Source organism: Chryseobacterium soli, assembly GCF_000737705.1.
Taxonomy (GTDB): domain Bacteria; phylum Bacteroidota; class Bacteroidia; order Flavobacteriales; family Weeksellaceae; genus Chryseobacterium; species Chryseobacterium soli.
On record NZ_JPRH01000001.1, the window covers coordinates 691733 to 711173 of the forward strand.

The window sequence follows — 19441 nt, forward strand, 5'->3', positions numbered from 1 at the left end:
GTATTAAGAATTCGTCTTTCTGAATTTCCGTAACATTTTACGTCCTAATACCCAGACTACAATTACCAAACTTATCGCGCAAATGGCGGCAACAATAGGAGCTGCAATTGCCAATACCGTCATAATACCTGCACCGGCAGTTTCAGTAGTTCCTACAACAGAATTGCCTAGTCCTCCTGTAGTAGCTGTCGAAGCCGCCCGGAGCCCGGCAAATCCTGAACTGATGGTAGCGGCAGTTCCTCCACCCGCAATTAAAGCTAATGCCCACTGAGGAAATGTTCCCAAATCAGCAAACTGACTCGCAAATAAAATAGAGCCGGCAACCGTAGCCATTGGAACAGAAACAGTATCCAGCAAGTGATCGATAAGAGGAATGTAATAAGCCAGTATTTCGGCTACTGTGGCAACGCCTGTCGTGATAAGGGTGGGAAGCCCTGCAAGCCATTCAAAACTCTCATTCATAGGAATCCAATGAAGATAAGAAGCCAGACTTACGGCAAACATCGGTAGAAATACCCTGAAGCCTGTTGCTGCAGCAAGGCCGATACCAATGAATGCACTCAGAACATAGGGAAGAAAGGGAACATGATCTAACATATTAATTTTCAGATTTATTGTTTCCCTCTAAGTTACAAAAACTGTGCAGAGATTCCGTTAAAATATGATTTCTGTACAATGTATTTCCTTCTCACAATACAGAAAAAGTAAAATACCAGAAAAATTATGATTTTTTTTGAGACTGGCAGAGGTTGATGAAATGTGCTTCAACATCCTGAAATTTGGGAGGCATTTCCGGAGAAACCCAAAAAAGCATAGCCATTGTTTTTTCTCCAAAAGAAGCTTTGAAAAGATCTTTATGGAGACGGTAGCATTCTCTTAAAAGTCTTTTTATACGGTTTCGGTGTACCGCCTTTTTGAAATATCTTTTAGAAACGGAAACACCTATTTTTGTACTTTCAACAGGGAGATTCGGTCTGTCTTTAAGGATAATAATTCTCAAATTTCCGCAGGTTTTCCATTTGCCTTTTTCGAAAAGCAATGTGATCTCAGTGTTTTTTTTGAGTTTTTCCTCTTTGGGATATTTGAAATTATTCATTTACGGAAGTAAATATAAGTTTTTATTTAAGATACATTGACTTTGCTTTGTCTGTCATTGGAAATATCAGAGAAAACAAAGTCAACGCAATTAGTTTTTGATCAAATGGGTAATAACTTCAGAAGCTGCGTACAATCCGAAAATTGCGGGAATATAACTGATCGTTCCATAGAAAGACCTTTTATAATTGCTGCCATCCGTCATTTTCAGACTGTCTTCATTTTGAAGTTCATTGGAAAATACACATCTGATTCCTTTATTGATGTTTTCTTTTTTCAGTCTTTTTCTCAATATTTTCGCTAGATAGCAGTTACGGGTTTTACTGATGTCTCTTACTACTACTTTACTTGGATCTATTTTGCCGCCGGCTCCCATCGAACTTACGATTTTGATTTTTCTCTTTTTTGCTGCTTTCATCAGAGATAACTTGGGCGTCACACTGTCAATGCAGTCTAAAATATAATCAAAAGTCTCTGCATCCAGTACTTCATCCATTCTTTCAGGATTCAAAAATTCATTGATCTTGTTTAAATTCAGTTTAGGATTGATGTCTAAAAGTCTTTCAGAAACCACGTCCACTTTATGTTTTCCCACGGTAGAATGCAACGCTGGAAGCTGTCGGTTGATATTGGTGATGTCTACGGTATCGCCGTCTACGATGGTCATGTTTCCAATTCCTGTCCGTGCTAAAAATTCAGCGGCAAAAGAACCTACACCGCCCAAGCCTACAATCAGTACATTTGCTTTATTCAGCTTTTCCAATCCATCTTCCTTAATCAGAAGTTCCGTTCTTTCCAGCCAGTCTTTATCCATTTTTTATCGTGTCTAAATTTTCTAAAATTTGTTCATTAAGTGTTTCTAAAGAAATCTCCTTGAGTTCAGCCACCTTTTGATACAATTCTTCAATGTTGAAGTTTTCATTATCGGTTTCCAAAAAAATCTTGTCTAAAGGAGTCCTTTTCAAAATATCCTGCAAAGATAAATTATACAAAACTGCTTTTCCAAAACTCAAATAAAAATTATTTTTCAGAAGATCTTCTGCAATCCGGTGTTTTTTATTAAAACCATGAATAACCATGGCCTGTTCAGCCTTTTTTTTTAAAGAAATAACTTCATAGAATTTTCTTACGCAATGGATGATTAATGGCTTTTTGAGTTCATTGGAAAGGAGAATCTGCTGTAAAAAAACTTTCTCCTGAATTTTCTGTGGAACAGAAACAATGGAATCTAGCCCGCATTCTCCTATCGCAAAGCAGTCTGCAGAAATATTAGATTCCAGCCAGGCATATTGATCACCAATGTGCTCCATATTAATATCTTTTGGATGAATTCCTATAGAATAGAGTTGCTCCGGCGGGGAATTTTCCAGGTCTACATTGTAGATTCCATACGGGATATTTTTCTTATGATGATGAAAATCAAAAAAATCCATCCGCAAAAATACTATAATTTAGAATTAATTTGAAATTATTAAACGAACGTTTATAAATTTGTTAAAAATTTCTTAACTTTACTTAAACTGCGCGCATGAGAAAAAAATTTACAGAGAAACAAATCCATATATTGGATATTGCGGAGGAGCTTATTGCTAAGAAAGGATACGAAGGAACTTCTGTAAGGGATATCTGCACCAAAGCAAATATTAATGTAGCGATGATCTCTTATTACTTTGGTTCCAAAGAAAAAATGATGTCTTATCTTTACCAATACCGGGTGTTGAAAACCAGGGAAAATTTTTCTGAATTTGCAGATACTATTAAAGAAGGGAAACCTGAAATGCAGATGAAGGAAATTATTAAATACATTGTTTCCCAGCTATTTAAATATAATTATTTTCACGGATTTGTCACTCAGGAACTTCGCCATACCGAAAATCTGAAGGATGAGCTGCTGGATTTCTATCAGCTGTTTGTGAAAAAACTGGATGAAGTCATTAAAAAAGGAGTGGCTTCCGGAGTGTTTACCTTTACTCCTAAACCTGAAGATATTTTGACCACCATTATAGGCTCTACACTTTTTGTAATCCGTAATAAAAATTTCTATGAGCTCTATGTTCCTAGCAAAAATGAAGAAGCATATGGTAAAGAAGCCGAAAAAAAAGTAAGAATGAATCTTCTGCTGACCATTTTTGCCATTTTGGGATACGCTGCAGACTAAAATAACGTTAAATATTCATAAAAAAAAATCTATTGATAAAAAAGTTATATTTTTGCAAATTAGTAAATCGGCTATGTAATCCGAAAACTGTTGAATTTTTTATATGAAAAAATATATTTTAGGTCTTTTTGCAGTAGCAGTGCTTTCATCATGCGTTAGTCAGCAGGAAAAAGCTATGAAGAGTGCTGATAAGAATTTCATCTTAAAGGCAGCTAATGACAACTTTGCTAAGAAGAAGTGGAAAAACGCGCTGGCTCTTTATGACAGGCTTGCGAATCTGGTTGCAGGAACGGATGACTTCCCTAATGTAGGTTTCAATACAGCGTATGCTAACTACTACGACAAGAATTATAAGCTGGCAGGGCATCAGTTTAAGAACTTTGCGGTAAGTTTTCCAAAAGATCCGCGAGCAGAAGAAGCGGCTTACATGTCTGCTTTATGCTACTACGAAGGATCAATGGATTATAACCTGGACCAATCCAGTACGGAACTGGCCATTAATGAACTTCAGGATTTCCTTAACAACTATCCAAACTCTGAAAGATCTAAAAATATTAGCCAGCTTGTAGATGAGCTGTCTTATAAATTAGAATTCAAAGCATACGAAAACGGAAGACAGTACTTCAAAATGGGCGATTATAAAGCAGCGAATGTTGCCTTAGATAACGTATTAAACGATTTCCCAAGTACAAAGCTGCGTCCGAAAATTTATGACTATATCATGAAGTCCCGTTATTCTCTGGCTTCAAAATCTATTTATGGTCTTAAAGACGAACGTATTGAGAGCGCAATTGCTTATACAAAATTGGTAGAAAAAGAACTTCCTAATACAGAATATTCTAAAACGGCTGTTGAATTAAGATCCAAATTAGAAAAAGAAAAACAAAATTTTGCCTCTGTTAAGAAGATTACGGAAGCAAGAATTGCAGCCATGACGGCAAGACAGAAAAAAGAAAATGATAAGCTGTCTGAAAAGGAAAAGACAGAGCAGCAGGCGAAAGATCAGATCAGCAATGAGAAGAAAGCAATGCAGATCCAGAGAGATAGTGCGGCACTTAATACCCCTCCGCCGGCAGCGACTTTCAAAATCCAAAGATAATTCGTAAATTTGTCCTCTTAAAATAAATTAAAATTCTCAAAATGAGTGTAAAAGATACAAAAGCAGAAGTAAATACTATAACTTACGATAAAGATAAGATTGAAGATAAAGTAGGTTCAATCTATGAAGCTATTGTTATCATGGGAAAGAGAGCAGAGCAAATCAATGCAGAAATCCGTACGGAACTGCACAATAAATTAGATGAATTTGCGGTTCACAATTCTACATTAGAAGAAGTTTTCGAGAACAGAGAGCAGATTGAAATCTCTAAACACTACGAAAAACTTCCAAAACCAACATCTATCGCTATTGAAGAATGGTTGAACGGTGATGTGTATTTCAGAAAAACAGAAGACAGAAAATAAAATTTGTGTTTTTTATATATGAAGGTCATAAAAGAATTCAATTCTTTTATGACCTTTGTTGTTTCATACCCGTGTTTGTGGTAAAAAATAAGTAATTTAGTATTTCAAAAATTAAAACTCAATGAGTATTTCCGGTAAAAAGATACTTATCGCTATTTCTGGAGGAATTGCAGCCTATAAAATTCACTTTCTGATAAGAGATTTTGTTAAAAAAGGTGCGGAAGTTCAGGTGATCATGACTCCCGATGCCGAACAATTCGTTACAAAGCTCAGCATATCGACACTGTCTAAAAAACCGGTCTATACTGATTTTTACAGTGATAACGGAACCTGGAATAGCCATGTGGAACTTGCCTTATGGGCAGACGTGATGATCGTGGCACCTTGTACTGCTAACACTCTCTCTAAGATGGTGCATGGAATGTGTGATAATTTAGTTATTGCGACGTATATGTCAGCCAAATGCCCCGTGTTTATCGCGCCAGCCATGGATCTTGATATGTATATGCATCCTTCCACAAGAAAAAATCTTGAAATGGCAGAAAGCTTTGGCCATGTGGTAATTCCGGCTGAAAGCGGCGAGCTGGCAAGCGGACTGATCGGACAGGGAAGAATGGCAGAACCGGAAACAATTTCCAATACCATCGACCATTTTTTCAATTCACATCAGGAAGCCCAAACACTTCAGGGAAAAGTGGTTTTAATTACAGCGGGTCCCACTTACGAAGCCCTTGATCCGGTACGTTTTATAGGAAATCATTCCTCAGGAAAAATGGGATTTTCCTTAGCGGAAGAAGCTTCAAAAAGAGGTGCTAAAGTTATTCTTATTTCAGGACCAACTGCTCAGACTATTAATGATAAAAACGTAGAACTCCATAAGATTACTTCTGCAAAAGAAATGTTAGCCAAAGTATTCGAGTTTTATGATAACATCGATATCGGCATTGCAAGTGCTGCGGTAGCAGATTATGCACCCAAAGAAGTCGCCAAAGAAAAGATCAAGAAAAATGATGAAAATCTGACCTTGGAACTGGTTAAAAACCCGGATATCCTGAAAACAATGGGCGAGAAAAAAACCCATCAGTTTTTGGTGGGATTTGCTTTGGAAACTCAAAATGAAGAAGAAAATGCAAAAGGAAAGCTCGAGAAGAAAAATCTGGACATGATCGTACTGAATTCTTTACGGGATGAAGGCGCCGGTTTTAAAAATGATACCAACAAAATAAAAATATTCACAAGAACGGAGAAGAAGGAGTTTGACCTTAAATCTAAAGATGAAGTAGCAAAAGATATTCTCAACTTTGTAGAGGCTCAACTTTTAAAATAATTTTAATAAATTTCCGTTCTCAATATTTAATAGATAATGAAAAAAATTATAAGCTTATTTTTTCTGCTTTTCTTATATAACCTAAGTTTTTCCCAGGAATTACTGGCTACTGTTCAGGTAAATTCCCAACAGTTAGGAGGAAGTAACCAGCAGGCTTACAAGGCCCTGGAAAAAAGTCTTAGAGATTTCATCAATAATACCAGCTGGACGGGTAAAAAACTTCAGAATTTTGAAAAAATCAAATGTGGATTTTCAATTGTTATTTCAGAAAAGGTTGATAACAAGTACAAAGGGACCATCGTCATCCAGGCAGTACGCCCTGTGTACAATACCACCTATGAATCTCCGCTGATTAACCTTCAGGATCAAAGATTTGGCTTCGAATATGTTGAAAATGAAAACCTTATCTTTAACGAAAGACAGTTTTCAGGAAAGAACCTGATCGATGTTATCAGCTTTTATGTATATGTAATTTTGGGGTATGATGCAGACAGCTTCCAATCGATGGGTGGTACCCAGTGGTTTTCAAAAGCCCAGCAGATCGCTCAGAATTCTCAAAACAGAAATTATGAAGGATGGGATGTCGTTAAAGAACCGAGAAGCCGCAGCTTATTAATCAATGAAATTATTAATCCGAACTGGAGCCAGCTTCGGGCAACGATGTATACCTATCACAGAGCTGGGCTGGATAATTTATTCAACCAGGACCAGACTTCTGCTAAAAAAGTGATTTTTGATGCCCTAATGCAGCTTAAGATGTATGAAAACTCTTTTCAGCAGGCCTATTATTTCAACTTATTTATGGATAATAAAAGCGACGAGATCTTCAATGTTTTCAATTCCGGTAATAACGGGGGAATCATTATTGGTGATCTGAAACAGCTTATGACCACCTTATCTCCAAAAAATACAGAAAATAAATGGAGCAAGTGGAAGTAAAACAACTGTTGCAGTATTATTGAATACAGCATCCTAAATTTCTATATTTGCACTACTAAAGTAATCAGTTAAACATCCATGCTTTCGAGAATTTATATTAAAAACTTTGCCCTGATTGATACGCTGGAAGTATCACTCAATAACGGTTTGCAGGTAATCACCGGTGAAACAGGAGCAGGGAAGTCTATTATTTTAGGAGCATTACGACTTATTCTGGGGGAAAGAGCAGATGCGAAATCCATTTCCAATGCACAGGATAAAAGCATTGTGGAAACCGAATTTGATTTAAATAACCAGTTCAAAAAATTCTTTATTGAAAATGATCTGGATTATGAACACCAGACAATCATCAGACGCGAGATATTACCTTCCGGAAAATCAAGGGCATTCATCAATGACGTTCCGGTAACCCTGGATGTTTTAAAAGAATTGTCTTCACAGCTGATTGACATCCATTCCCAATTTGAAACCTCAAACCTTTTCACTTCAGAATACCAGTTTAAAATTATAGACGGGCTTTCTGAAAATAAAAACGGGATAGAGGATTATAAAAATGAGTTTTCTGACTTCCAGAGCTTAAAAATACAGCTTAAAAGATTGCAGACCCAATTACTGGAAAACAATAAAGAAAGCGATTACAAACAGTTTCTGTTGAATGAACTTGAAGAACTTGGTCTTGATCAGATAGATTATGAAGAAGTACAAAACCGGCTTTCTGTTCAGGAAAACGCGGGAATGATTTCTGAAAATCTTGCCCAGATCCTCTCAAGATTCCATCAGGAAGAAATGGGTATTTTGTCTTTTTTTAATGAAGCGAAAACCAAATTATCAAAAATAGCAGAAGTTTCCCACAGCTTTTCAGAACTTGATGAAAGACTGGAAACCTCGTTTGTTGAATTAAAAGATATCATCTCCGGACTTGAAGATGAAGCCGACAGAATTGAAATCAATCCTGAAAATCTGGCATTGCTGTCCGAACTAAATAATAAGATCAATGCATTATTGGTTAAGCATAATGTTTCCGATATCAATGAATTAAGAGAGATCCGGGATCAGCTTTCAGGAGAACAGAATAGTGCTTCAGAACTTGAGGCTTCCATTGTGGCTATTGAAGAAAATATTTCCAAAAAAGAAATAAAACTCCAGTCTTTAGCTGAAAAACTGTCTAAAAATAGAAAAAAAAGCATTCCTGTTTTCATCAAAAAAGCCGAAGGACTCCTAAAAAAACTGGGACTTGAAAAAGCAAAAGTAGACATAGAGCTTCAGGATACTGCTGAATTTAACGCGTTTGGGAAAGAAAATATCCAGCTTTTGTTTCAGGCAAATTCTGGATTTCCATTGAAGCCCATTCAAACCGCTATTTCCGGAGGAGAAAGATCCAGGGTGATGCTGGCAGTAAAAAAAATCATTGCCGAAAGTGATGAACTTCCTACCCTGATTCTGGATGAAATCGATACCGGAGTTTCAGGAAAAGTGGCTGAAGAAATCGGAAACCTGATGCGTGAAATGTCGGAAGACATGCAGCTGATCGTTATTTCTCACCTCGCACAGGTAGCTGCGAAAGGAAATGACAATTATAAAGTGATCAAGCAGGACATTTCAGGAAAAACCCAGTCTACGATTGTTCCGTTAAGTGATGAAGAAAAGCTTAATGAGATTGCCCAGCTGCTTTCCGGAAGCAAAATTACTGAGGCTGCACTGGCACAGGCGAAGGAGCTTATAGATAACTAAACTTATCCAATTCCCCTCTTTTGGAGGGGTGGCAAATCGAAGATTTGACGGGGTGGTTTAAAAGAAGATATTGCTTTCGTCACTCGTGATTAAATTTTTAATTGAATTTCTATTCCCATATTTCCCTGAAAATTATCAATATCATTATATATTGCAGGATATTTTGTAACATTTTTACCATTATATTTACTAATGTAAAAAAGAGAAATATGTTTTTAAAATTTCTAAGATTAGAAATCAAAAGTTTTTTTCGGGGGAGTTCTTTAGGAATTAATATGGCGATGAAGATTTTCCGTTTTATCGGAATTCTCTATTTTATGGGCTGTCTGGCCGGAGGTGCTTTTGCCGCTTTTTTCTATATCCGGAAGGAGATGAATCTTGATCCTCTACTGATCGTTTCAAAATTTCTGATCATTGCCTGGGCAATAGATCTTATTCTCAAATATATCTGGCAGGAGATGCCCACACAGAACATTAAACCGTTTCTGACCCTGAATATTCCCAAGAATACACTGGTCAATTACATGCTGATAAAAACCTTTCTTTCGGCATTTAGCTGGCTGAATTCTTTATTTTTTATCACGTTTTCTATCATTGCCATGTTCAACGGATACAGCATTATAGGAGTATTAGCATGGTTTATGGGAGTTTCTTTATTGTTTTACCTTAATAATTTTATTAATATTCTGTTCAATGATAAAGAAGTTATTGCCATTGTTATAGGCTGTGTATTTGCAGCGGTTGGTGCATTAGGTTACTATAATATCATCCCGGTACTTTCTTATTCAGAGAAATTTTTCTACCTGTTTTATAGCAAACCTTATTATATAATGATTCCGGCTGTCTTGTTCTTTGGACTGTGGAGAATCTGCTTTACCTATGTTCGTAAAGAATTTTACCTGGACCAGGGACTAGAAGCGAAAAAAACAGTTGGGAAAACAGAAAATATTGCCTTCCTGAATCAATATGGAGTCATAGGAACCTTTATCAATAATGATATAAAAATGCTGAGACGTAATAAAGTAACGAAAGGCATTCTGCTTGGAAGCTTCATGTTTATTTTTTACGGAATGCTGATGTACACTTCTGTAGTCTATAAAACACCTGCGATGATGATGTTTATGGGACTGTTTGTGACCGGAGGGTTCCAGTTTCTTTTTGGGCAGAGGGTTCCTGCATTCGACAGTTCTTATTATCCCTTAATGATGACCCTGAATGTACCTTACAAAGAATATTTAAAGGCCAAATGGTGGCTGATGAATATTGTAACAGGAGTTTCCATGATTGTAGCTGCTTTTTATGCTTATTTCGGTTGGGAAATTTACGTTACATTCCTGGTTGCCGGACTTTACAATATCGGCGTTAATTCACAGTTTACCCTTTGGTCGGGAGCTTTCAACAAAACCCAAATTGATTTAAATTCTAAAGAAAAAAGATTTGGCCAGAAAAACAGTTTTAATCTGAAAGCACTTTTATTGCTGATCCCCAAAATGCTGCTACCGATGGCTGTTTTTGCCGGAGCTAAATATTTGTTCGGAATGACAGCGGGTGTGGTAAGTGTGGCCGCCCTGGGGCTGATAGGTTTTATCTTCAGAGAGAAAATTTTCGACATCATTGTCAAGCATTATAAAAGTGAAAAATACAGCACAATAGACGCATTTAAAAATAAAGGTTAATATGATCACAATACATAATTTATCTAAAACATACGGAACGGCGACAGTTCTTACTATTGAAAATATTGAAATTCCTAACGGTGAAACGTTTGGGCTTGTAGGAAACAACGGAGCAGGAAAAACGACGCTTTTCAGCCTGATGCTGGACCTTATTCAGGCAACGACAGGATATGTGAGCATTGACGGAATTAAAGTAAATGAATCTGAAGCCTGGAAAAGTAAAGTTTCAGCTTTTGTGGATGATACTTTCCTGATCGGATATCTTACTCCGGAAGAATATTTCTATTTTATCGGAGAACTCAGAGGACAGAATAAAGCTTCTGTAGATGAATTTTTGAAACAGTTCCACGATTTATTCAATGGTGAAATTTTAAACTCAGGAAAATATGTTCGTGATCTCTCCAAAGGAAACCAGAAGAAAGTAGGAATTGTAGGGGCCATCATCGGACATCCGGAAATTATTATTTTAGATGAACCTTTTGCCAATCTGGATCCTTCCACCCAGATTAAACTTAAAAATTTAATTAAAGAATTATCAAAACAGGAAGGTGTAACGTTTCTTATTTCCAGCCACGATCTTTCCCACACAACAGAAGTGTGTAATAGAATTGTTGTGGTGAATAAAGGAAAAATGGTAAAAGACATCCAGACCAATCCGGAAACATTACAAGATCTCGAACAGTATTTTGCAGATCAGGTGTCTGTTTCTGTTTAATGTAAATCACCACATTATTTATGAGCATAGAATCACAGAATGTTACGGATTATCCGAACAGCAATACCATTTTCATGGTTTGGAAGCTGCATGAAAACGCGTCGCAGCTGAAAGATGTTTTCCAGCGGCTATGTGCTTTGATGCTTAATCTGAATAATTCTGCTTTCAACAGATTCCCGGATAGCCGTGCAAGTGGTGTAATGGGAATAGGATATGAAGCATGGAAGAAACTTGAACTTCCAACACCCATGCCTAAAGAGCTAGCCTGCTTTGAAGAAATACGTGGGGATAAGCATACGGCAGTTTCAACGCCGGGTGATCTGCATTTTCATTTAAGGGCAGATAATCAGAGCCTTATTTTTGATATGAGTATTGAAATTTCGAAGCTGTTAAATCCTGTGGCAGAAAGTATTTTAGAAATCCATGGCTTCAAATATTGGGATGCTCGATCTATTTTAGGTTTTGTGGACGGAACCGAAAATCCTCATGGAGAAGACCGTGAATACTTTGCGAAAATTGGCGAAGAAGATCTGCAATACAAAGGTGGAAGTTATCTTTTTGTCCAGAAATATCTCCATAATATGGCTGCCTGGAAAAGTCTTTCTACGGAAGACCAGGAAAAAGTGATAGGAAGATCTAAAGAAAATGACATTGAAATGTCTGATGAAGTAAAGCCTGCCAATTCGCATATCGCTTTAGCAAATATTGAAGGCGAAAATGGAGAAGAGCTGAAGATCATAAGAGACAATATGCCTTTTGGAAACCCTTCTACGAATGAGTTTGGCACCTATTTTATTGCCTATGCTAGTACTTTTACCACCATCAATAAAATGCTGACCAATATGTTCGTTGGAAATCCTCCTGGAAACTATGACAGAATTTTAGATTTCAGTACAGCAAAAACAGGAACACTATTTTTTGTTCCGACCAGAAATATGCTTGACGATTTTGCAGGATAACTATTGACTGTAACATATATAATATAAAGGCCGGAAAAATAATTTTCCGGCCTTTCCTTTGAAGGATTTTATCAACTATTCATACATTTTATCCGGTTAAGAAAGGTCGGGATCACACATTTCTATCGGTACAAGGCATTTTGTAGAAGAACAGGGATTCCCTGATGGAATTTGAAGACAGCATGCATGATATCCGTTATAGACAATATGAAACGTTTTTGCCGGACACGTATGTCCTCCCAATACTTCTTTTAAATTTTGTCTGTTTAATCGTTTTGAATTTTTCATAATATTTTGTTTTTTAGTGCGTTGTGTTTATATCACTAAATTATGAAAAATAATAATTCAAAAAACAAATTTTATTATAAAATATATAAAACAGCTTATTGTAAATTATAAAACCCCGAAATTTTCGGGGTTTTATAGGGTATATAACAATTAAAAAATTATTGTAAGCTGCCTACCATGTTTTCCGGTTTTACCCATTCATCAAATTGTTCTGCAGTAAGAAGGCCCAGATTTACAGCCTCTTCTTTCAGAGTTGTTCCGTTTTTGTGGGCTGTTTTTGCAATCTTGGCGGCATTTTCATAGCCTATGTGAGTATTTAAAGCCGTAACCAACATTAAAGATTTGTCGACCAATTCTTTGATTCTCTCAAGATTAGGTTCAATTCCGACAGCACAGTGATCATTGAATGAAATACATGCATCTGCAATCAGTTGTGCAGACTGTAAGAAATTATAAGCCATTACAGGTTTAAAAACGTTCAGCTCGTAATTCCCTTGTGTTCCTGCAAATGAAATCGTTGTGTCATTTCCTAAAACCTGGGCACAAACCATAGTTAACGCTTCATTTTGCGTAGGATTTACTTTACCCGGCATAATGGAAGATCCCGGTTCGTTTTCTGGAATATGAATTTCACCGATTCCGGAACGCGGCCCGGAAGCCAGCAATCGGATATCTTGGGCAATTTTAAACAGAGAAACGGCCAATTGTTTTAACGCACCGTGAGATTCTACAATAGCATCATGTGCTGCCAGTGCTTCAAATTTATTTTCTGCTGTTACAAAAGGAAGATTGGTGAATTTTGCAATGTATTCGGCTACTTTTACATCATATCCTTTCGGAGTATTCAGCCCTGTTCCTACTGCAGTTCCCCCCAAAGCAAGCTCAGAAAGGTGAGGTAATGTATTTTTTAACGCTTTTAAGCCATAGTTTAACTGAGCGACATACCCTGAAAACTCTTGGCCTAACGTTAATGGAGTAGCATCCATTAAATGCGTTCTACCGATTTTGACAATATCTTTAAATGCAGCCGATTTTTCAGCTAATGTATTTTTCAGTTTTTCAACGGCAGGGATCGTAGATTCCACTACTTTTTTATAAGCAGCAATGTGCATTGCTGTAGGGTAGGTGTCATTGGATGACTGAGATTTATTTACGTCATCATTGGGATGAACTTCAGATGGATCTCCTAAATTCCCACCGTTGTTGAAGTGTGCTCTGTTGGAAACCACTTCATTGATATTCATATTCGACTGGGTTCCTGAGCCTGTTTGCCAAATAACTAAAGGAAACTGGTCATTCAGTTTGCCTTCCAGGATTTCATCGCATACGGTGGCAATCATTTCTCTTTTTGCTGCAGAAAGAACTCCCAGATCGGTGTTGGTGTACGCCGCTGCCTTTTTCAGATAAGCGAATGCTTCAATGATTTCATGCGGCATGGAACCTTCAGGACCAATTTTGAAATTATTTCTCGAACGCTCTGTCTGAGCACCCCAAAACTTATCGGCAGGTACCTGTACCTCACCCATGGTATCTTTTTCTATTCTGTAATTCATTGTGATTGAAATTTTTATAAAATTACGGAATACCAGAGAGAATCACAATTTATAATCGTTATAAATATCAGCGGATGTTCGTGATTTTACTCATGTTTTTTTGAGTATGTTTTATTTTTGTACAAAGAAAAAATTGAATGGAATTTAGATATCAGGATCCGTACCCGATTCAGAAAGATGATACGGTATACAGAAAACTTACTTCAGACTACGTAAAAGTTGATCAGTTAGGGGAAAGAGAAATCCTAACGATAGACCCGAAAGGACTGGAATTATTGGCCGAAGAAGCCATGGCAGATGTCTCTTTTATGCTGCGTTCTTCCCACCTGGAAAGTTTGAAAAGAATTATTGATGATCCTGAAGCTACAGACAACGACCGTTTTGTTGCCTATAACCTTCTTCAAAATGCTGCTGTAGCCGTTGAAGGAGCACTTCCTTCATGTCAGGATACCGGAACGGCCATCGTGATGGGTAAAAAAGGAGAAAATGTATATACGGGCGTTGAAGATGGTGAATATTTAAGCAAAGGAATTTATAATACTTATCAGAAAAGAAACCTGAGATATTCTCAAATCGTGCCTTTAACGATGTTTGAAGAAAAGAATTCAGGTTCCAATCTTCCGGCTCAGATTGATTTGTATGCTAAAAAAGGAAATTCTTATGAATTTTTGTTTCTTACAAAAGGGGGTGGTTCTGCGAACAAAACCTTCTTGTATCAGAAGACAAAATCATTGCTGAACGAAAAATCTCTTGAAGAATTTATCAAAGAAAGAATTTCAGACTTAGGAACGGCTGCCTGCCCGCCGTACCATTTAGCGTTGGTTATTGGAGGAACTTCTGCGGAAGCGAATCTGGCTGCGGTAAAAAAGGCATCAGCAAAATATTATGACAACCTTCCGACAGAAGGAAATGAAGCAGGACAGGCTTTCAGAGACCTGGAATGGGAGGCTAAAGTTCAGAAAATATGCCAGGAAAGTGCCATTGGTGCTCAGTTTGGTGGTAAATACCTTACTCATGATGTGCGGGTGATCCGACTTCCCCGTCATGCGGCTTCTTGCCCTGTGGGAATGGGAGTTTCTTGTTCCGCAGACCGAAATATTAAAGGGAAAATTACCAAAGAAGGAATTTTTCTTGAGCAGCTTGAGCAGGATCCGAAAAGATTTTTGCCGGCAACTCCTCCCCATCTGGAAGAAGCGGTTGAAATTAATTTGAACCAGTCGATGCCTGAAATTTTAGCAGAGCTTTCAAAATATCCGATCAAGACTAGATTAAAGTTGAACGGGACTCTGATCGTAGCGAGAGATATCGCTCATGCCAAGATCAAAGAATTATTAGACAGTGGAAAACCGATGCCTGAATACTTTAAAAACCATCCAATCTACTATGCAGGACCGGCAAAAACGCCGGAAGGAATGGCTTCAGGAAGTTTTGGACCTACAACAGCAGGAAGAATGGATGTGTATGTGGATGAGTTCCAAAGCCATGGCGGAAGTATGATCATGCTGGCAAAAGGAAACAGAAGTAAAGACGTAACCAATGCCTGCGGCAAATACGGAGGATTCTACTTAGGGTCAATCGGAGGACCTGCTGCGATTTTAGCAAAAGACAATATCGTGTCTGTAGAAGTTGTGGATTTTCCGGAGCTAGGGATGGAAGCCGTACGTAAAATTGAAGTGAAAGATTTTCCTGCATTCATCATTACAGATGATAAAGGAAATGATTTCTTTGCTGCACTTGCTCATTAAGCATCTGGAAAATGATTGGATATTTCAGCCTTAATAGGTTATCTACCATCCAATCTCTGTTGAATTAGTTTAAAATCAAAATAAATAATGAAAATAGAACCCTTATCTTTTGTGTGAAAAGGAAAAAAGTTCTATTTTTGCCTAAAATCTATAAGAAAAATGATGTTATCAGCATTTTGGCCGTTTTATCAGTTCCTTTGGACTATCTACTTCATCACGATGTTTTTAGTAGGGTTCTGGTGTATCTTTATGTTTTTTGGATTAGTAATCCCAATGTGGTTGACTGAAGGTTTGAAAGAGTATTTCGGAAAAGTGAAGCCTTTCGATCCAGAAGATATCAGAAGAAAAAAAATATATGAGCAGGAAGGAGTAGAGGTAATCTACAGTGAGCCTAAAGGTAACGGACCTTTCTTACACGATAGTCACGGACATCATTAATTGATTGTCATTGCTTTTTCACCTTAATTCTGAAAAAGTAATATCAAAGCAAAACAACATATATAAACCACTTAATTTTTTAAGTGGTTTTTTTTCGTTTTATTCATTCCGGAGTTTTTCCGGAGATAACCCGAATTTTTTCTTAAATGCCCTGGTAAAGTTCTGAACATACTCGTAACCGCATTCAATGGCAATTTCTTTGATCATCATGTCTTTATCGATGATCAGTTTTTTTGCTTTCAGCATTCTCAGCTCCGAAATATAATCTGTAACGGTTAAATGATACTGCGCTTTGAATTCTTTCCTGATCGTATTCTGATTAATCCCGACCATACTGCTCAATTCTTCTGCTTTTATATTTCTGTGATAGTTCTCATCAATAAATTTTTTGATGATTGCAGGTGTTTTTGGAATACTTTCCACCGTATTTTTTTCATTGAACTGTTCAAAAACAAGGATCAGAAGTTTAATAATCTTAGCTTCAACAAAAAGTTTCTGCATCACTCCTTTCCTTGAATAGCTTAATATCTCCCTTAAGATCATATGCATCTCAACCGTCACATAAGGAGGAGTTTCTTTATGAAGGAATATGTAGTTATTTCTGATCATGTTCTCCAATATTTCTGCACTTTCTTTATTGGATTCAGGTTCTATTAAATTAAAAATATACTGATAATTGATCTGTATTTGAAGGTATTTCAGTATATCCTGATTTTCCGTCCAAAGCTCAGCAGTACTTTCCTGAGCAGAGTAATGAAGGATGTACTGGTTTTTTTTAAAGAGGAATTTTGTACCGCAATCATAGGCTTCCAGATGAATGTTAGGGCTTAATAAAAAAAGCAGGTTAAAACTTGCCTTGCTTTCAATCATATTCGATTTCGAAAACTTTTCAGGATAAGAATTCTCCTGCATTATAATTTTGATGTCTTCGGATCTGAACAAGACGTCCTTTTGAGATGGATTCCTCATACAACACATTTTACAGCCATGGTACAATTTGAAATAAAATACCCTCATAGGATAACACAAAGTTTGGAAATGATAACTTGAGGTTAAGCAGGAGGAGTAATTTTGCGCAAAAATAAATTAAATTTAGAATAAATAAAAATACTATTCATTATGTTTGGAAATTTACATTTTACAATGCGGAAAATTGGAGCTGCTTTAGGGCTGCTTAGCATCGCAGGTAGTTATACATATGCCCAGCAATGGGAAAATGTTGGAGGTGTGCAAACGGTTTCAGCAGGAGGAAGCAGCTTTAACAATTTGGTGGTAGATAATGCGGGAAATTATTATCTGTCTTACTATGATGTCACAGTTTCTAAAGGTTCAGTTCAGAAGTTCAATGGAAATTTCTGGTCTTACATAGGAGGAAGTGCGGGGATCACCACAAGTTATGCGACTTACAGTTCATTATCACTGGATCCTGCGGGCAATACGATCTATTACACCAACATGGGGAGCGGATTGGAAGTACGCCAGTTCAACGGAACTACATGGACTTCACTTCCAAGCGTTACAACGGCTACAACCAATTATCAGGCTTCCGCAGTGTCTCCATCCAATGTTTTGTTTACTTACGGATCGTATGGTTCCGGGACGGTAAAAAGATATGTAAACGGTGCATGGGAACAGGTAGGAAATGCAGGTTTTTCAGAAGGTGCTGAATTTGCAGAAATGGTGATCGGTTCTAATAACATAGTCTATACCAGCAATGTATCGAATGGTTTAAGAGTATATCAAAACAGTGTTACTGCTTCTGCCATAGACAACTGGGCACTCGTAGGAGGGAGTATTGTAGATGCAGCATCTTCCGGAGAATCCTATTCTTCTGATATTGCAATAGATGCCAATAATAATGTATATGTAGCTTATGTTTCAACAACAGCAGCCGGGAAGAAACTTAACGTTAAAAAATTTGACGGAACTTCATGGACACAGGTAGGAAATGCCAATTTTTCAAACGGTAAAGTACAGCATGTTGCTCTTGCTGTAACGGCTTCAGGAACGCCTTATGTGGCAGCCAGCCGCTGGGAAGATGATAATTTCTTAAAGAATACAGTATATAAACTTGATGCAGCCGGTCAAGACTGGGTGACATTCGGTAGTGATTTTATTTCTGATGGCGAAGCAAAATATAATGACTTAGCAGTTGACAATACCAATAATTTTCTTATACTGGCCTATACGGACGGATCTACAAAAGTGAAAAGAATTTCATTGGCAAATATTTCACAAACCTGCAGCAATACGGATCCGGGTAACAATGCGGGAGATACAGGATGTGTAACCTTTACGTATCAGGGACAGCCTGTAACCTATTCTACTGTAAGAGGTTCTGACGGAAAGGTATGGATGCAGCAGAACCTCGGAAGCTCTCAGGTAGCCATTTCAATGGGAGATACGGCTTCTTTCGGAGATTTGTTCCAGTGGGGAAGATGGGATGACGGACATCAGCTAAGAACTTCTGCAACCACAACTGCGACTTCACCCAATTCTCCTGATGGATTAGCAGGAACGCATTCTTATGTTATTGGATCGCCATCATGGTGGGGAACTAATATAGTTACTGACAAATGGACAGCGTCCAACGCTGCAGCGGTAACCACTACTGTTGGAGCAGATCCATGTAAAGCAGCAGGTTCGGGATGGAGACTCCCTTCACAGGCAGAATGGGCAGCATTGGTAAGTGCTGAAGGAATTGCAAACCCAGGAGGAGCATACAGCAGCCATCTGAAACTTCCTGCAGGAGGATATCGCAGTTCTTCAGATGGAGGATTTACTTTTGCAGGCCAAAGAGGATATTTCTGGAGTTCAGAAACGTCAAGCACAGGTGGAAAATACCTTTATATAGGATCAACACTTGCCAATGCGAGTTCAGGCGCGCCTAGAGGACAGGGCGCGTCTGTACGATGTATTAAAGATGGTAATGCCGTCTTAGGAACATCAGATGTCAAGCTTAATCCGATAGTGGGTGTTTATCCGAATCCAACGAATGGAATCCTTTATATTAAAGCAGATGCAGCGATAGAAAGTGTAAGTGTAATTAATGTTGTAGGAGAGAGAATCAAAGCAGAATTTTCCAATAACCAGATTGATATGCAAAGCTTGCCTGGTGGCGTGTACATCATAGAATTAAAGTTAAAGAACGGGCAGTCAATCTCCAAAAAGATTATTAAAAACTAGTGTCCATAGATATTTGATTGATAAACAAAAGGCTTTTTTATAAAGTCTTTTGTTTTTTCAGCAATGAAAAACAGTTCATTTTTTAGTTAAATACATTTTGAATGTATTGCAAAAGCTCATAATTGATTTTATGGGCCTTTTTCATGATTTTGAGGCATATAAAGATG

Annotated in this window: 19 protein-coding genes; 12 read left to right on the forward strand and 7 right to left on the reverse strand. The window is 37.5% G+C overall.

The genetic code is table 11. The features are described 5' to 3' along the window. Positions 1–3: 3 nt before the first annotated feature. From IW15_RS03175 to IW15_RS03190, 4 genes are all read right to left on the reverse strand, one after another. Entirely contained in the window at positions 4–597 is a 594-nt protein-coding gene (locus IW15_RS03175) for a DUF4126 domain-containing protein (protein WP_034709245.1), read from the reverse strand. A 124-nt stretch (positions 598–721) separates the two neighbouring features. Beyond that, positions 722–1096: a ribonuclease P protein component gene (gene rnpA, locus IW15_RS03180; RefSeq protein WP_034709247.1), complete on the reverse strand. Its 375-nt coding sequence runs from the start codon at positions 1094–1096 to the stop codon at positions 722–724. A gap of 90 nt (positions 1097–1186) precedes the next feature. Next, complete coding sequence (locus tag IW15_RS03185) at positions 1187–1909, reverse strand: tRNA threonylcarbamoyladenosine dehydratase (RefSeq protein WP_034709249.1); 723 nt, start codon at positions 1907–1909, stop codon at positions 1187–1189. Then, the gene (locus tag IW15_RS03190) at positions 1902–2528 is read right to left on the reverse strand and encodes a TatD family hydrolase (RefSeq protein WP_034709251.1); all 627 of its coding nucleotides are present in this window, start codon (positions 2526–2528) and stop codon (positions 1902–1904) included. The genes IW15_RS03185 and IW15_RS03190 overlap by 8 nt, the downstream gene beginning before the upstream one ends. Positions 2529–2623: 95 nt before the next feature. On the opposite strand from IW15_RS03190, the gene IW15_RS03195 reads away from it, so the two are divergent. From IW15_RS03195 to IW15_RS03235, 9 genes are all read left to right on the forward strand, one after another. Then, the gene (locus tag IW15_RS03195; protein WP_034709253.1) at positions 2624–3253 is read left to right on the forward strand and encodes a TetR/AcrR family transcriptional regulator; all 630 of its coding nucleotides are present in this window, start codon (positions 2624–2626) and stop codon (positions 3251–3253) included. A gap of 103 nt (positions 3254–3356) precedes the next feature. Next, on the forward strand, positions 3357–4352 hold the full coding sequence (locus tag IW15_RS03200; RefSeq protein WP_034709256.1) for an outer membrane protein assembly factor BamD: 996 nt from the start codon (positions 3357–3359) through the stop codon (positions 4350–4352). A gap of 41 nt (positions 4353–4393) precedes the next feature. Then, positions 4394–4717, forward strand: coding sequence for a DNA-directed RNA polymerase subunit omega (locus tag IW15_RS03205; RefSeq protein WP_034709258.1), 324 nt, complete (start codon positions 4394–4396; stop codon positions 4715–4717). Positions 4718–4838: 121 nt separating this feature from the next. Continuing rightward, positions 4839–6044: a bifunctional phosphopantothenoylcysteine decarboxylase/phosphopantothenate--cysteine ligase CoaBC gene (gene coaBC / locus IW15_RS03210; RefSeq protein ID WP_034709260.1), complete on the forward strand. Its 1206-nt coding sequence runs from the start codon at positions 4839–4841 to the stop codon at positions 6042–6044. Between the two features lie 36 nt (positions 6045–6080). Then, complete coding sequence (gene porD, locus IW15_RS03215) at positions 6081–6983, forward strand: type IX secretion system protein PorD (RefSeq protein WP_034709263.1); 903 nt, start codon at positions 6081–6083, stop codon at positions 6981–6983. 78 nt (positions 6984–7061) lie between these two features. Next, positions 7062–8714, forward strand: coding sequence for a DNA repair protein RecN (locus tag IW15_RS03220; protein ID WP_034709264.1), 1653 nt, complete (start codon positions 7062–7064; stop codon positions 8712–8714). A 209-nt stretch (positions 8715–8923) separates the two neighbouring features. Further along, positions 8924–10390 (forward strand): DUF5687 family protein, encoded by a 1467-nt coding sequence (locus IW15_RS03225; RefSeq protein WP_034709265.1) that lies wholly within the window; start codon positions 8924–8926, stop codon positions 10388–10390. A 1-nt stretch (position 10391) separates the two neighbouring features. Beyond that, positions 10392–11105, forward strand: a complete 714-nt coding sequence (locus tag IW15_RS03230; RefSeq protein ID WP_034709266.1) for an ABC transporter ATP-binding protein — start codon at positions 10392–10394, stop codon at positions 11103–11105. A gap of 20 nt (positions 11106–11125) precedes the next feature. Next, entirely contained in the window at positions 11126–12064 is a 939-nt protein-coding gene (locus tag IW15_RS03235; RefSeq protein WP_034709267.1) for a Dyp-type peroxidase, read from the forward strand. 96 nt (positions 12065–12160) lie between these two features. Here the strand turns inward: IW15_RS03235 and IW15_RS22585 are convergent, their stop codons facing one another. Together IW15_RS22585 and fumC are read right to left on the reverse strand one after the other, a co-directional pair. Continuing rightward, the gene (locus tag IW15_RS22585; protein ID WP_131368472.1) at positions 12161–12352 is read right to left on the reverse strand and encodes a hypothetical protein; all 192 of its coding nucleotides are present in this window, start codon (positions 12350–12352) and stop codon (positions 12161–12163) included. 158 nt (positions 12353–12510) lie between these two features. Next, positions 12511–13905 (reverse strand): class II fumarate hydratase, encoded by a 1395-nt coding sequence (gene fumC / locus IW15_RS03240; protein ID WP_034709269.1) that lies wholly within the window; start codon positions 13903–13905, stop codon positions 12511–12513. Positions 13906–14042: 137 nt separating this feature from the next. Between fumC and IW15_RS03245 the strand changes: the two genes are divergently transcribed. Beyond that, positions 14043–15650, forward strand: a complete 1608-nt coding sequence (locus IW15_RS03245; RefSeq protein WP_034709270.1) for a fumarate hydratase — start codon at positions 14043–14045, stop codon at positions 15648–15650. 159 nt (positions 15651–15809) lie between these two features. Continuing rightward, positions 15810–16088: a hypothetical protein gene (locus IW15_RS03250; protein ID WP_034709271.1), complete on the forward strand. Its 279-nt coding sequence runs from the start codon at positions 15810–15812 to the stop codon at positions 16086–16088. A gap of 99 nt (positions 16089–16187) precedes the next feature. On the opposite strand, the gene IW15_RS03255 is transcribed toward IW15_RS03250, so the two are convergent. Continuing rightward, positions 16188–17057, reverse strand: coding sequence for a helix-turn-helix domain-containing protein (locus IW15_RS03255; protein ID WP_034709272.1), 870 nt, complete (start codon positions 17055–17057; stop codon positions 16188–16190). 150 nt (positions 17058–17207) lie between these two features. Between IW15_RS03255 and IW15_RS03260 the strand changes: the two genes are divergently transcribed. Next, on the forward strand, positions 17208–19274 hold the full coding sequence (locus IW15_RS03260) for a T9SS type A sorting domain-containing protein (protein ID WP_084681355.1): 2067 nt from the start codon (positions 17208–17210) through the stop codon (positions 19272–19274). Positions 19275–19441 lie beyond the last annotated feature (167 nt).